Origin of the sequence: Streptomyces tibetensis, assembly GCF_007655005.1 — a bacterium.
In the GTDB taxonomy this organism is placed as follows: Bacteria; Actinomycetota; Actinomycetes; order Streptomycetales; family Streptomycetaceae; genus Streptomyces; species Streptomyces tibetensis.
Genome location: NZ_SZVW01000003.1, coordinates 443381 through 457974, shown reverse-complemented (window position 1 = coordinate 457974; position 14594 = coordinate 443381). Strand labels below are relative to the sequence as shown.

General features: G+C 73.5%; 10 protein-coding genes. 6 read left to right on the top strand and 4 right to left on the bottom strand.

Going from position 1 to position 14594, the window contains the following annotated elements:
- Nucleotides 1-41 precede the first annotated feature (41 nt).
- Nucleotides 42-1604 carry an APC family permease gene (locus FDO69_RS07010; protein WP_104778860.1) on the top strand — a complete coding sequence of 521 codons (1563 nt, stop codon included), beginning with the start codon at nt 42-44 and terminating at the stop codon, nt 1602-1604.
- Nucleotides 1605-1635: 31 nt separating this feature from the next.
- Here the strand turns inward: FDO69_RS07010 and FDO69_RS07005 are convergent, their stop codons facing one another.
- The 4 genes from FDO69_RS07005 to FDO69_RS06990 form a co-directional block, all read right to left on the bottom strand.
- Nucleotides 1636-6276, bottom strand: coding sequence for a coiled-coil domain-containing protein (locus FDO69_RS07005; RefSeq protein ID WP_104778859.1), 4641 nt, complete (start codon nt 6274-6276; stop codon nt 1636-1638).
- A gap of 35 nt (nt 6277-6311) precedes the next feature.
- On the bottom strand, nt 6312-7193 hold the full coding sequence (locus FDO69_RS07000; RefSeq protein WP_104778858.1) for a hypothetical protein: 882 nt from the start codon (nt 7191-7193) through the stop codon (nt 6312-6314).
- Nucleotides 7194-7302: 109 nt separating this feature from the next.
- Entirely contained in the window at nt 7303-8829 is a 1527-nt protein-coding gene (locus tag FDO69_RS06995; RefSeq protein ID WP_104778857.1) for a hypothetical protein, read from the bottom strand.
- Between the two features lie 178 nt (nt 8830-9007).
- The gene (locus tag FDO69_RS06990; protein WP_104778856.1) at nt 9008-9703 is read right to left on the bottom strand and encodes a GntR family transcriptional regulator; all 696 of its coding nucleotides are present in this window, start codon (nt 9701-9703) and stop codon (nt 9008-9010) included.
- A 196-nt stretch (nt 9704-9899) separates the two neighbouring features.
- On the opposite strand from FDO69_RS06990, the gene FDO69_RS06985 reads away from it, so the two are divergent.
- The 5 genes from FDO69_RS06985 to FDO69_RS06965 are packed head-to-tail and all read left to right on the top strand — an operon-like array spanning nt 9900 to nt 14279.
- Nucleotides 9900-11201 carry an MFS transporter gene (locus FDO69_RS06985; protein WP_104778855.1) on the top strand — a complete coding sequence of 434 codons (1302 nt, stop codon included), beginning with the start codon at nt 9900-9902 and terminating at the stop codon, nt 11199-11201.
- Nucleotides 11198-12025, top strand: coding sequence for a putative hydro-lyase (locus FDO69_RS06980; protein ID WP_104778854.1), 828 nt, complete (start codon nt 11198-11200; stop codon nt 12023-12025). Before FDO69_RS06985 ends, FDO69_RS06980 begins: the two co-directional genes overlap by 4 nt.
- A 15-nt stretch (nt 12026-12040) precedes the next feature.
- Entirely contained in the window at nt 12041-12799 is a 759-nt protein-coding gene (locus FDO69_RS06975) for a LamB/YcsF family protein (RefSeq protein WP_104778853.1), read from the top strand.
- Nucleotides 12796-13413: a 5-oxoprolinase subunit B family protein gene (locus FDO69_RS06970; RefSeq protein ID WP_104778852.1), complete on the top strand. Its 618-nt coding sequence runs from the start codon at nt 12796-12798 to the stop codon at nt 13411-13413. Before FDO69_RS06975 ends, FDO69_RS06970 begins: the two co-directional genes overlap by 4 nt.
- Nucleotides 13410-14279, top strand: coding sequence for a 5-oxoprolinase subunit C family protein (locus FDO69_RS06965; protein WP_104778851.1), 870 nt, complete (start codon nt 13410-13412; stop codon nt 14277-14279). Before FDO69_RS06970 ends, FDO69_RS06965 begins: the two co-directional genes overlap by 4 nt.
- Nucleotides 14280-14594: the final 315 nt, after the last annotated feature.

Here is a 14594-nt window from a genome sequence, read left to right as displayed (position 1 = left end):
CTGATCGAACCGACCCTGAGACCCCCATTGAGGTACCGCCCATGAGAGCAACCGCAGAGTCGACCGACCCACACGGCCGGGACGACGCCGAACTCACCGAGTTCGGCTACAGACCCGAGCTCAAGCGCACCCTCGGCAACTTCCACACCTTCGCCGCGGGGATCAGCTACATCTCGATATTGACCGGCACCTTCCAGCTGTTCTACTTCGGCTACGGCAGCGGCGGCCCCGCCTACTGGTGGTCGTGGCCGATGGTCTTCGTCGGCCAGTTCATGGTGGCCCTGTGTTTCGCTGAGCTCGCCGCCCGCTATCCCGTGGCGGGCTCCGTCTACAACTGGTCGAAGAAGATAGGCAATCCGCATCTGGGCTGGCTCGCCGGCTGGATGATGCTGATCGCCTCGATCGTCTCCATTTCGGCCGTCGCGCTGGCCTACCAGTTGACGCTGCCGCAGATCTCGTCGTTCTTCCAGTTCGTGGGGGACGGCACCGGTACGTACGACGTGGCGACCAACGCGGTCATCCTGGCCGCGGTGTTGATCCTGTTCACGACTCTCGTGAACGCCTTCGGCGTCAAGTTGATGGCACGGATCAACACGGCGGGCGTGTTCATCGAGTTGATCGCCACCGTCGTACTGATCATCCTGTTCGCGGTCCACATCACGCGCGGTCCGCAGGTCGTCATGGAGACGCACGGCACCGGCGCGGGCTACGGAAACGGCTACCTGGGTGCCTTCCTGGTGGCCTCGCTGGCCTCGGCGTACGTCATGTACGGCTTCGACACGGCCGCCTCGCTCGGTGAGGAGTCCCTGGACCCGACCCGGAACGCGCCGCGCGCGATCATCCGGGCGATCGTCGCGTCCTTCGTGCTCGGCGGCCTCATCCTGCTGCTCGCGCTGATGAGCGTGTCCAGCCTGAAGGGCGACAAGCTGTCCACGGACGGCCTGCAGTACATCGTGCTGGACGTGCTCGGCCCGACGGCCGGCAAGGCGATGCTGTGGTGCGTGCTCATCGCGGTGACTGTGTGCGCCCTGGCGGTCCACACGGCGGCGGTCCGGCTGGCGTTCGCGATGGCCCGCGACAACAACCTGCCGGCGTCCTCGAAGCTGGCCAGGTGTCACCCGCGGTTCCAGACGCCGGTCCTGCCGACCGTGATCATCGGGATCCTGGCGCTGGCGATCCTGGTGGTCAACATCCGCCAGCCGCAGATCTTCACCGTCGTCACCAGCATCGGCATCATCATGATCTACCTCGCCTACCTGGGGGTCACGGTGCCGCTGCTGGTCGCACGGCTGCGCGGAACGTGGCAGCCGGCGGGTGAGGGCCGGTTCTCGCTGGGCCGCTGGGGCCTGCCGGTCAACATCCTCGCGGTCCTGTGGGGCGCGGCCATGACCCTCAACCTGATCTGGCCGCGGGCCGCGGTCTACAACGCCGCGGCTCCCTACCACTGGTACCTGCGCTGGGGCGCGGTGCTGTTCGTCGCCGTCATCGCGGGCGGCGGTTTCGCCTACTACTGGTTCGTCCAGCGGCACCGGACCGGGGTGCTCGCCGAGCACCGTTCCGAGGCCTCGGCGACCGCTCCAGCCGCCGCCCCGACGGCCGACTGAAGGCCGGCTGGTCGCGCAGTTCCCCGCGCTCCTAGGGCGTTGCGGACGACGGGCGTTTGTACATCCTGGTCGCCGTGATCTCGCTGTGGACCGCCTCCCCCGCCTGGGGCTGCTGCGGCAGGCCCGGGCGGAGGTGTTCCTCGACGCTGATGTACTTGAGGCCGGCCCTCAGGTCGGCGTCGTTGCGCATGCGGATGACCAGCGGGAACTCGGCCAGCGCGGTGGTGTCGAACAGGCCCGTGGTGTAGAGGAGCTGCACGCCCAGGGCGTCCGACACCGCCCGCTGGAGTTCCAGCAGGTACGTGGCGTTGGCGCGGCCGATGGGGTTGTCGAGGAAGAGCGTGCCGGCGTGCCGGTGCTTGTCGCGGCCCCGGTCGTTGGAGCGCAGGGCGGCCATCGTGCAGTAGAGGGCGATGGCGGCGGTGAGGAGCTGCCCGCCGGAGAAGACGTCGCCCATCTGCCCGACGGGGACGCGCTCGGCGCGCAGCACGGCGTCCGGCTTGAGGATCTCGACGGCGACGCCCTTGGGCTGGAGAGCGGCGGCGACGCCCCGCAGCAGCAGGGACATGCCGTCGCGGCGCAGGTCGGAGTTCTTCTTGACCGCGGCACGGGTCGCCTCGTCGATGACCTCGCCGAGCCGCTCGGTGAGGGTGGCCTGGTCGGGTTCCTCGAAGCGGATGCGGAGGAACTCCTGCCCGGACCATTCGCCGAGGCCCTCGGGCAGCCGGGAGAGCCGCTGGGCGGAGCGCAGGGTGGCCAGGGCGGACTCGACCAGGCCGCGCAGGCGGTCCACGATCGAGTCGCGGTTGCGTTCCAGCTGCTCCAGTTCGTCGGTCAGGACACGCAGGCGGGGTGCGAAGGCGTCCGCCCACTTCTGGGCGTGCTCGGGCAGCGCTGAGGCGGGCAGTTCGCGGATCTGCTGGCGGGCCGGGGTGCGGACCTGCTCGTAGCGCGTGGAGTTGGCGTGCCGGACGAGGATGTCGCTCGCCTCGCGGACGGCGGCCTCGGCGGCGGACAGGTCGGCGGCGCAGCCGCGCAGAGAACGCCTGGCCTCGGCGGCCGCCTGCCGGGCCTCCTCCGGGCTGCCGGCGTAGGGCTCGGGCTCTTCGTGCTCCTCGTCCGTGGAGTGCTCGCGCAGCAGGTCGCGCAGCATGGCGGCGATCTCGTCGAAGCCGCTCGCCGCGTCCTCGGCGGCGCGGTGGGCGTCGAGGAGCTCGGCGTGCGCCTCGCGGGCCTGGTCCAGCGACTCGGTGTGGGAGGCGAGTTCGGCCGTGGCGGTGCGCAGCAGGGTCTGCGCGTGCTCGGCGTCGCGCGGCTGGAGCTCCTCGGGCAAGTCGGTGTGCGTCTCGCCGTCGTCTGCGGGGGCGAGGCGTTCGGCCTCGCCGCGCAGCCGCCCGAGCTGCTCGCTCGCGGTCGACATCCGGGTCTCCAGGAGCTGCACCAGCTCCTCGGCGCGGGCGGCGGCGGCCTGGCGGCTGGGGCCGTCGGAGCCGTCGGGTGATTCGAGGAGCTGCTCCGCGCGCGTACGGACCTTGTTGCTCAGCCGGTCCAGTTCCGCGCGGGCCGCGCTCTCGTCGCTCTCCGCGCGGGCCTGCTCGGCGCGCAGGTCGGCGCCGACGCCGACCTTCTCGTACAGCTGGGACGCGGCCCGGTAGGCCTCGCGCAGGGCGGGCAGGGAGGCCTTGGGGGCCTGGTCCTCGTCCTCGGGCACGTCGTCGGGGGCGCCGGCGATCTCGGAGCGCTCGGCGCGCAACGCGCGGGCGGTGCGGCGGGTGTCGTCGGCGGCGCGCTGGGCGGCACGCCGGTCCTCGTCGGCGGCCCGGGCCCGCTCCAGGCAGGACTGGGCGCTCGCCTCGGACTCGGCTGCCTCGTCGGCCAGTTCGCGCAGCTTGACCTGCCAGCCGGCCCGCTCGCGCAGCCGGAAGGCGAGCCCGGCGAGGGCGTCGGCGGAGCGGCGGGCCTTCTGGGCGGCCTCCTGCCGCTCGTCGCGGACGCGCGCGGCCTCGGTGGCGACCTCGTCGGCCTCGGCCCGCAGGGTCCGGGCCTCGGCCAGTTCGGCCTCCGACTCCTCGGCGAACTCCTGGGTGTCATGGGCGGCCCGGGCCAGTTCGGTCAGCCGGCCGGCGGGGCAGCCGGTACGCCAGGAAGCGAGCCGGGCGGCCAGTTCGCGGTCCTTGCCGAGCCGGGCGGCGAGCGTGCGGATCTCCTCGTCCCGCTCGGCGGCCCGGGCGCGCAGGGCCTGCCGCTCCTCGTCGGCGGCGTGCTCGTCGTGCATGGCCGGGTTCGGCGGCACGAGGAACACGTCGCCGCTGTCGGTGTCCGGGGCCGGGGTCGGGGCGAGCAGGGCAGCGGCGGTGCCGACCGCCACGGCGGAGCGGGGCAGCAGTGCCGCGTCACCCAGGGCTTCCCGGGCGCGGGCGTGGGAGTCCGGGTCGGTGATGATCACCCCGTCGACGAGTTCGGGCCGGGCGGCCAGCACGCGTGCGTGGTCGGCCGGGTCGACGGCCTGGGCGAGATAGCGCCAGCCGGGCAGCGCGGGGATGCCGTGCTCGCCGAGGAACTCGACCGTGGCGAGCACGTCGGGGCCGGGCGGCAGCAGCCCGCCGTCGCCGAGCGCGCCGAGGATCCGGGAGTCGTCGGCGGCGGCCGTACGCAGGTCGAACAGCTGCCGCTCGGCGGAGGAGACGGCGTTGTCGAGCAGGTCGCGCAGGTCGTCGGCGAAGCGGTCGAGTTCCTCGGGAGTGAGCCCCTGCTCGCCGGTGGCCTGCTGCGTGGCCGGCTCGCCGTCCGTGCCGTGCCGGGGCTGCGGGATGCCCGGGCGGGTCTGCGGGGTGAGGCTGAGCAGCTCCGCCAGCCGCTCCTCCCCCGCCAGCGCCTCGGCGGTGCGGCGCTCAGCCTCGTAGGACCGCTCCGCCGCCGTGGCCGCGTCGGCGGCACGGGCCGCGGTGAGTTCGGCGCGGCTCTCGGTGGCGGCGGCTTCGCGCGCCTGCTCCGTGGCCCGGCGGGACGCCTCACGGGCCGCGTCCCAGGCTGCGACGGCGGTCTTCTCGGCGTCGCTGGCGGCCAGGGCCGCGCGGGCCGGGTCGGCGTCGGGCGCGGAGTCGTCGAGCCAGCCGGCCCGTACCGCCTCGGCGGTCTCCTGCTCGACCTCGGCGAGGCGCTGCTTGAGGTGCCCGATCTCGCTGCGGGCTCGCTGTGCCTGGGTGGCGGCGGCGGTGGAGTCCCGGTAGGCCGCGTCGCTGACCTCCTGGAGGGCGGCGGAGCGCTCCTCCTCCTCGTTGGCGTGGCTCTCCGCCTTCTCCGCGGCGGCGTGCAGGGCCCGTACGAGGTCGACGGCGGCCTTGGAGCGGGCGGCCAGCGCCGGCGCGGCGTCCCGCTCGGCCTCCTGGATCGCGGCGGCCACGCGGGTGACGCGATCGGAGGCGGCGCGGTGGCGCAGCACGGCCTCGGCGGCCTGCCACGCCGCGTACAGGGTGCGGGCGTCGGCGAGCTCGCGCTTCTGTGCGGCGGCGGACTTCTCGGCCCCGGCCAGCGCCAGCGAGGCGTGCCGGTAGGCGAGTTCGGCGGAGATCAGCGCGCTGCGCTCGCGGGCCGCCTCGGCGTGTGTGACGGCGTACGCGGCGGCGGTGACCCGCTGGGCCAGGTCGGCGGCCCGGGCCCGCTCCCGCACACCGCGTGCGGACAGCCTGCGGGCCAGGCTCCGGGTCCGGCGCTCGGCCGCGGTGTGGATGTCACGGGCGCGCGAGCGGGCCTCGGCGGCCTCGACGATCCGTCCGAGGAGGTCGACGGACCCGGCGGTGAAGTCGCGTTCGGCGATCAGCTCGGCGCGCCGGCCCAGTTTGTTGCCGAAGCCGCTGACCAGGTCGGCGAGCCCGTCGGTGTCGCGGGTGTCGGTGACGGCGCGCAGCAGCAGGTCGGTGAAGTCGGCGTCCTTCTTGACGGCGAAGAGACCGGCCGCCTCACCTTCGTCGGCGTTCATCTCGCGCTGGTAGCGGAAGAGTTCGGGGTCGAGGCCGAGGTCGCCGAGGTGCTCGATCCAGCGGTCGTGGATCTCCTCCCAGTGCACCTCCAGGTGCGGGTAGTTCTTGCCCGCCTCCGTGAGGGCGTCACGGAATCCCTTCATGGTGCGGCGCCGCCCGCGCGCACCGGACTGGCCCTCGGCCGTGGCCCGTACGGCGGTGGCCTCCGCCACGGGGAGGTTGTCCAGGCTCAGGCCGGGGCCGGGCCGGAAGGAGTACCAGGCCTCGGCGAACTTCCGCGGGTCGTTGGAGACCTGCCGCCCGCGCCACTCGCTGACCTTGCCGACGACGACGCACTCGCCGGTCAGCACGTGCTGCCACTCCAGCGCGACGTGCCCGCAGTCGTCGGCGAGCAGGAACTTGCGCAGCACGCCGGAGCTGGCGCCGCCGAGGGTGTTGCGGTGGCCCGGCAGCATCACGGAGAAGATCAGCTTGAGCAGCACCGACTTGCCGCCGCCGTTCTCCAGGAAGAGCACGCCCGCGGGCGCGGGCCGGCGCGGCGGGCCGACCGGCTCCTCCTCGAAGAACTCCGCCTGGGCGGGCGCGGGGTCGGGCACGATCTCGCCCACACCGCGCAGGTCAAGCACGGTGTCGGCGTAGCGCGCACCGGCGGGCCCGATCGAGTAGAGGCGGACCCGGGACAGCTCGTACATGGCGGACTCTCGTAAGTCTTCGTGAGGTGGGGAGTTCAGGAGGAGTGGAAGGGCAGCCCGGCGTCGGCGACCAGCTCCAGGTCGTCGCTCTCCTCGGCGGGCAGCAGTGTCGGCGTGCCATCGGTGACCGGGACGACGCCCAGGTCCAGCAGCTCGGCCATGGCGGCGCTGCCGGCCATGTCGCGGACCTGGAGCTGGTAGCGGGCGGTCGTGCGGTAGGTGCCGCCGTGGTCGTCGCCGGTGCGCTGCAGGAAGCCGGATTCGGTGAGGAACGCGGCGGCCTTGGCGACGATGCCGGTGGTCGAACCGGCCAGGCGGCGGGCGTCCTTGGTGGCGCCGGTCGCACTGCGCCGTACCCAGATCCGCCAGGCGGCCTCCAGGCCGGGCGCGTCGGTCGCCGGGTCGGTGTTCTCGCCCTGCTCCTCGGCGCGCTCCTCCAGCCGGCGGCAGGCCTGGCGGACGAAGGCGTCGACGCCGTTGACCGTGATCCGGCCGATGTAGCCGTCGTCGGCGAGGTCCTCGGGGCGCGGGAAGGCCATGGCGGCGACGGCGAGATGGGCGAGCCCGTGCAGGAACCGGTCGCCGCCGTCGGCGGACGTACGACGCGCGTAGTCGCCCATGCGGACGGCGAACACCGACTCCTCGGCGGCGGTCACGGCCATGCCCGCGCGCGGGGAGACCTCCAGCACGATCAGCCCGAGCCCGGTCGCCACGGCGTCCGCGAGCCGCGCGAAGGGCGGGTCCTCGCGGTAGCGGCGCAGCAGGTCCGCGTACTCCTGGTCGCGGGCGGGCTGCAGCTTGGGCTGCAGGCCGAACGAGACGAGCCGAGCCGCGTCGGCGGCGTCGGCGGGCGTGACGGCGGCGGTGGCCGCCGGGGCCGGGCCCTCCGGCTCACTCCACTCGACGTGCTCGCTCACGACTTGAACTCCTTGACCTTGTAGACGAGGTTGCGGGCAGCGCCCTCAGGGGCGCGGGGAACTGCGCGGTCGGCCACGACGGCGTCGCAGCCGCCCACCGGCGGGAGCATTACGCGGCCTCCGTCCGGTCCGCCGCCATCCCCGCCGCGTCCAGCAGCGCGGTGCCGACGATCAGGTCCGCTCCGCCGAACTCCGGGTCGTCGAGCTCGGTCCCGTCGTCCACGGCGAACAGCAGCTTCTGCTCGCCCTGGCGATAGGCCGTGCCGACCGGCGGGCTGGCGGCGTGCACCGCCAGCAGGGCCACCAGGTAGGGCAGCTCGGGGTCCTGCCGCCGGGCCTCGGCCAGCAGCCCCGACAACCGGCGCGGCGCGTCCGCGGGCAGGTCGAGCAGCTCCTGCGCCGCCGCCAGCTGCTCCTCGCTGAAACGGCTGTCGTCCGGCGTGGCGATCAGGTCGGGCTCGGGCATCTCGGCGCCGAGGTGCTCGCGCTCCACGGGCGGCGTCAGCAGTATGTCGACCAGGTCCCCGACCCGGACGGACACGGGCGTGCGCAGCCCGGTGCCGCGGCCGAAGAAGGCGTCGGTGACGCGGACGGCCTGCTCCAGCGGCAGCGGCAGCACGGGCGAGACGAGATGCCCGTAGAGGTCTATGCCCGACGTCGTCAGGGGTGTGGCGAAGGCCTGCCGGTCCTGTTCGGCGCGGAACAGCGGTCCGGCCTCCAGCAGCCGGGACTGGAGCTGGGTGTGCCGGCGGATGCAGTCCTTGACGATGTCGACGAGCTCGGCGGTGCGGCGCTTGTGCTCGGGGTCCTCGGACTCGTCACGGGCCTTGCGGATGTTGGTGAGGATCGCGTTCTCGTGGCGGTAGCGGTCGGCGACGTGCTCCAGGGCCTCGGCGATCATGTCGGGCACGGCGGAGAGCCAGTCCACCGCGCGCACGTTGCGCCGGGTCGCGTCCAGGGCGCGGCGCAGGGTCTCGGAGTACTGCACGGTCCGGTAGCGGGCCTGCTCGGCGGCGAGCTGGGCGTCGGCGAGGCGGCCCCGGCTGATCAGGATCTCCAGCTTGACCTCGGCGGCGATCTGCGCGCTGGTGACGTCCGTGTCGAGGGCGCCGACGAGGACGTTGACCGCCTCGTCCGTCGTGCGGAGGTAGACCGTGCCGCCGGGGCCGGGGACCTCCTCGATCAGCTTGAAGTCGTAGTCGCGGCGCACATAGGTGCCGTCCGCACCGAACGTGCCGTACACGGCGCGGAACCCGCGGTCGACGCTGCCGACGTTGATCAGGTTCTCCAGGACCCAGCGGGCCACCCGCTCGTGCTCGGCGGCGGGGCGCTGTGCGGCCTGGGCGGCGATGCGCGGGATGAGGCGGGCGACGATCTGGTCGTGGTCCGCGCCCGTGTCGAAGTCCATGTTCAGGGTGACCAGGTCGATGGCCGCCAGGGCGACCTCCGCCATGCCGTACACCGAGTACTCGCCGGCCAGGTTGGCCTTGCGCGCGTCCAGGTCGTGCAGCGGCGCGGTGCAGGCGAGCGCGCGCAGGCGCCGCGCCAGGCCCTCGTCGGCGGCCGGCCCCGGGGCGGGGCGCGGCCCCGCGCTGAGCTGGGGCGGAACGCTGTCCGTCGATGCAGGCGAAGTCACGGTGCACAGACTAGGTCCTGGGTCTGACAACCTCCCAAACGACGCGGTACGCCCCCGGACCGTCGCCCCCAGCCGCCCGCGCCGATCCCCCTGAGCCGCCGCCCTCAGCCGTCCTCGCCGATCCCCGTGAACCGCGGCCCCTCAGCCGTCCCCGCCGATCCCTCCTGAGCCGCCGCCCTCAGCCGTCCTCGCCGACCCGCCGCCGGTACACCTCGACCACGCGCTCCAGCGAGTCGTCGAGGTATCCCGCGAGCAGGCTCTCGGCCTTCTCACGGTCCCCGTCCTGAAGAGCCTCGAGGATAGCGACATTTCGTGCGATATAGGGCTCATGCAGCCGCTGCGGCTCGTCCACCACATGGAAGGCCAGCCGCAGTTCGGCGAAGACGCTCCGCATCAGCTCGGCGGTACGCTCGCTCGCGGCGAGGGCGACCAGCTCCCGGTGGAAGTGGATGTTGGCCGTACCCACTCCTTTCCAGTCACCTTCCCGGGCCGCCGCCCGCCCCTCCGCCACCGCCCCGGCGAGACCGTCCAGGCCGTACGGCGGCTCGCCGAGGCCACGGACGACGGCACACTCGACGAGCCGCCGGGTGCGGTAGATGTCCTCGACGTCCTCGACGGTCAGGACCCGGACGAAGACACCCCGGTTCAGCTCGTGGACGAGCAGGCGCTCGTGCGTGAGCAGCCGGAACGCCTCGCGCAGGGTGTTGCGGGAGACGCCGAGCGCGCCCCCGATGCTGTCCTCCGACAGGCGGGTGCCGGGCGGGAAGTACCCCTCGGCGATCCGGCTCCTGAGGATGTCCGAGACCCGCTCCGCGGTGCTGGTGCGCCCCAGGAGGGCCCGGTCGTCGGCAAGGTCCTTCAGCTGCTCTGCCATGCCGGAATTCAATCGCAGATCACAAGAAGAACCAACATGGGTATTGAGGGATCGTTGAACAATCCTCTACGGTGCTACGCACAGCGTCGCGGCGGCGGGGCCGCTTCCCCACCGCTTTCCCCACCGCGGCGCCGACCGCCTCCGTACGGCACGGCTCACCCCGAAGCACCCTCCGTCCTCCCTCTGCGAGGTGCCCATGAGCACGACCCCTCCACCGCAGGCCCAGATCGACGACCCACGCCCCGCGACCACCGAACGCACCTCGGACGACGGGGCGTTCGGCTGGCTGCGCGCCCTGGGCCCGCGTGGCCGCCGCGCCTTCGCCGGTGCCTTCGGCGGCTATGCGCTGGACTCGTACGACTACTTCACGCTGCCGCTCAGCATGGTCGCGCTGTCCGCCTACTTCGGCCTGAGCAGCGGCCAGACCGGTCTCTTCACCACGGTCACCCTGGTGGTCTCCGCGGTCGGCGGCGCCCTCGCGGGCGTGCTCGCGGACCGCGTCGGCCGGGTCAAGGCGCTGATGGTCACGGTGATCACGTACGCGGTGTTCACCGTCGCCTGCGGCTTCGCGCCCAACTACGAGACCCTCCTGGTCTTCCGCGCGCTCCAGGGCCTCGGGTTCGGCGGCGAGTGGGCCGTCGGCGCGATCCTGGTCGCCGAGTACGCGAGCGCCAAGAACCGGGGGCGCACGCTCGGCGCGATCCAGAGCTCCTGGGCCGTGGGCTGGGGTCTCGCCGTGATCGTCTACACCCTGGTCTTCTCGGTGGCGGGCGACGACCTGGCCTGGCGCATCATGTTCTGGACCGGCGCGCTGCCCGCGCTGCTCGTCATCTGGCTGCGGCGCAGTGTGCACGACGCCCCCGAGGCCGCCGCGGCGCGTGAACAGAGCGCGGAGAAGGGTTCCTTCACGGCGATCTTCAAGCCCGGTCTGCTGCGGATCACCCTGTTCGCGGGACTGCTCTCGACCGGAGTCCAGGGCGGCTACTACACGCTGGCCACCTGGGTGCCGACGTATCTGAAGTCCGAGCGCGACCTCTCGGTCGTCGGCACCGGCGGCTATCTGACGTTCCTCATCTCGGGCGCCTTCATCGGCTATCTGACCGGCGGCTACCTCACCGACAAGCTGGGCCGGCGGCGCAACATCTGGCTCTTCGCCCTGCTCTCGGCGCTGTGCATCCTGGCGTACGCGAACATCCCGAGCGGCGCCAACACCCTGCTCCTCGTGCTCGGTTTCCCGCTCGGGTTCTGCATGTCGGCGATCTTCAGCGGCTTCGGCTCCTACCTGAGCGAGCTGTACCCGACGGCGGTGCGTGGGACGGGGCAGGGCTTCACGTACAACACCGGCCGCGCGGTGGGCGCCGTGTTCCCGACGATGGTCGGGTTCCTGGCCGACAGCTGGGGCGTCGGCGGCGCGCTGGTCTTCGGCGCGATCGGCTACGGCATCGCGGCGCTGGCGCTGCTCGGACTGCCCGAGACGCGCGGGAAGGAGCTCGCGTGAACCGCACGAGTACCGAGGACCGCCCCCTGCTCCTCGTGGACGAGCACGCGCGCGCGTGGAGCCCCGCAACGGCCCGGGCCCGCTTCCGGGAAGGCCTCACGGGCCCCACGGCGGGGGTCGCGGCGGGCCACACCCAGGTCAACCTGATCTCGGTGCCCGCCGACTGGGCCTACGACATGCTGCTGTTCTGCCAGCGCAATCCCAAGCCCTGCCCGGTCCTCGACGTCACGGACGCCGGCTCCTGGACGACCGTGCTGGCCGACGGCGCGGACCTGCGCACCGACCTGCCGCGCTACCGGGTGTGGCGGGACGGCGAGCTGGTGGACGAACCGACGGACGTGCGCGCGTACTGGCGGGACGACCTGGTGTCGTTCCTCATCGGGTGCAGCTTCACCTTCGAGTGGGCGCTGGGCGAGGCGGGTGTTCCGATCCGCCACGTCGAGCAGGGCCGCAACGTCCCGATGTACGTGACGAGTCGGCAGTGCCGTCCGGCGGGGCGGCTGCACGGGCCGCTGGTGGTGTCCATGAGGCCGGTGCCGCCCCGGCAGCTGGCGGCGGCGATCCGCGAGAGCAGCCTGATGCCGGCGGTACACGGCAGCCCCGTGCACTGCGGTCATCCCTCGGGCCTCGGCATCGACGACCTCGGCCGCCCCGACTTCGGGGACCCGGTGGACGCCGAGCCGGACGACATCCCGGTCTTCTGGGCCTGTGGAGTCACCCCGCAGGCGGCCGTGATGGCCTCGCGTCCACCGTTCGCCCTCACGCACGCCCCGGGGCAGATGTTCCTCACCGACGCCCGCGACGAGCAGTACCGCGTGGCCTGACAGGAGACACGGCACATGACCTCGATCGACCTGAACGCCGACCTCGGCGAGGGCTTCGGCCGCTGGCGGCTCACCGACGACGAACGGCTGCTGTCCGTCGTCACCAGCGCCAATGTGGCCTGCGGCTTCCACGCCGGGGACGCGGTCACGATGCGCCGGGTGTGCGAGCTGGCGGCCGAGCGCGGGGTCCGGATCGGCGCCCAGGTGTCCTACCGGGACCTGGCCGGGTTCGGGCGGCGCGCGATGGACGTGCCGCCCGCCGAGCTGGCGGCCGAAGTCGCTTACCAGATCGGCGCGTTGGAGGTCTTCGCGCGTGCGGCGGGCGCCCGCGTGGCCTACGTCAAACCGCACGGCGCGCTTTACAACCGGGTCGTGCACGACGAGGAGCAGGCCGCCGCGGTCGTCGACGGCGTGCTCCTCGCGGACGCCGCGCTGCCCGTGCTCGGACTGCCCGGCTCGCGCCTGCTGACGCTTGCCGGGAAGGCCGGACTGCCGGTCGTCACCGAGGCGTTCGCGGACCGGGCCTACACCGACGCGGGCACCCTGGTGCCGCGCACCCTGGAGGGCGCCGTGGTCACCGACCCGGACGCCGTCGTGGAACGCTCTCTCGCCCTGGCCCGTTCCGGCGAGGTCGTCTCCCGCTCGGGGACACGGATCGAGGTACGCGCCCGTTCGCTGTGCCTGCACGGTGACACCCCGGGCGCGGTGGAGCTGGCCCGCCTGGTGCGCGAGCGGCTGGAGTCCTCGGGGGTCCGGGTGGAGGCTTTCGCATGAAGGTGCTGTCCGTCGGCGAGGACGCCCTGCTCGTCGAGGTCTCCTCGGACGACGAGGCCCAGGCCCTGCACGCGGAGTTGCTGCGGCGCCGCGCGGAGGGATCGCTCTCGGCCCGCGAGATCGTGCCCGCGGCCCGCACGGTCCTCCTCGACGGCCTCGACTCCCCCGCCGGGCTGGCCGCCGAACTGACCGCCGCGAAGCTGCCGTCCGCTCCCCAACGCGCGCGTGCGGTCGTGGAGATCCCGGTGCGCTACGACGGCCCGGACCTGGGCGACGTCGCCACGCACTGGGGCGTTCCCAAGAGCGAGGTCGCCCGCATCCACGCGACGACGGAGTTCCGCGTCGCCTTCTGCGGCTTCGCACCCGGCTTCGGCTACCTCACCGGTCTGCCGCCGCGTTGGGACGTCCCCCGCCGGGCCACTCCGCGCACGGCCGTCCCTGCGGGCTCGGTGGCGCTGGCGGGCCCATACACGGGCGTGTACCCGCGCTCGTCGCCGGGCGGCTGGCAGCTGATCGGCACGACGGACATCGTCCTGTGGGACCACGCGCGCGTGCCGGCCGCGCTGCTGGCGCCGGGCACGCGCGTGCGGTTCGTCCCCGAGGCGGGGTCATGACGGACCGGGCGCTCGCCGTCGTCCGCGCCGGGGCCCTCACGACCGTGCAGGACGCGGGCCGCCCCGGCCATGCGCATCTCGGCGTTCCGCGCTCCGGGGCACTGGACCGGCCCGCCGCGGACCTCGTCAACCGGCTCGTCGGCAATCCGCCGGGGACGGCAGTGCTGGAGACGACCCTCAACGGCTGTGCCGTCCGTCCCCGTTCGACCGTCACCGTGGCGGTCGCGGGCGCGCCCTGCCGGGTCACGGTGGACGGGCGGCCCGCGGCCTGGGGTGCGCCGGTGCGGGTGCCCGCGGGGTCGTTGCTGGACATCGGGCCCGCGGAGTCGGGCGTGCGCGCGTACGTGGGGTTCGCCGGGGGCATCGCCGTCGAACCGGTGCTGGGCAGCCGGTCCACGGACCTGCTGTCGGGGCTCGGCCCGCCCCCGCTCGCGGACGGGACGGTGCTGCCTCTGGGCCGGCCGGTGGGCGTGCACGCGCGCGTGGACGTCGTCCCGCAGCCGGCGCCCCCGGCCGAGCTGGTACTGCGGGTGACGCTCGGCCCGCGCGACGGCTGGTTCACGCCGCAGGCCGTCCGTACCTTCGTCTCCAGCGCCTTCAGAGTGTCCTCCGCTAGCAACCGCATCGGGCTGCGCACGGAGGGACCCGCCCTGGAGCGGGCCCGGCCGGGCGAACTGCCCAGCGAGGGCATGGTGCTGGGCGCCGTGCAGGTCCCGCCGGACGGCAGACCGGTGGTGTTCCTGGCCGACCATCCGACCACCGGGGGCTACCCGGTGATCGCCGTGGTCCGCACGGCCGACCTCTCGGCCGCCGCCCAGGCTGTCCCCGGCACACCGGTCCGTTTCGTGTCCGTACGCCGCCGCTGAACCGCCGGGACCGTTACAGCCGAGGCGACCGCACGCCGCCGCTCAACCGCCCGGACCGACCACAGCCGAAGCGCCCGCACGCCGCCGCTCAACCGCCCGGACCGACCACAGCCGAAGCGCCCGCACGCCGCCGCTCAACCGCCCGGACCGACCACAGCCGAAGCGCCCGCACGCCGCCGCTCAACCGCCCGGACCGACCACAGCCGAAGCGCCCGCACGCCGCCGCTCAACCGCCCGGACCGACCACAGCCGCAGCGACCGCACGCCGCCGCTCAACCGCCCGGGCCGACCACAGCCGAGGCGACCGCACGCCGC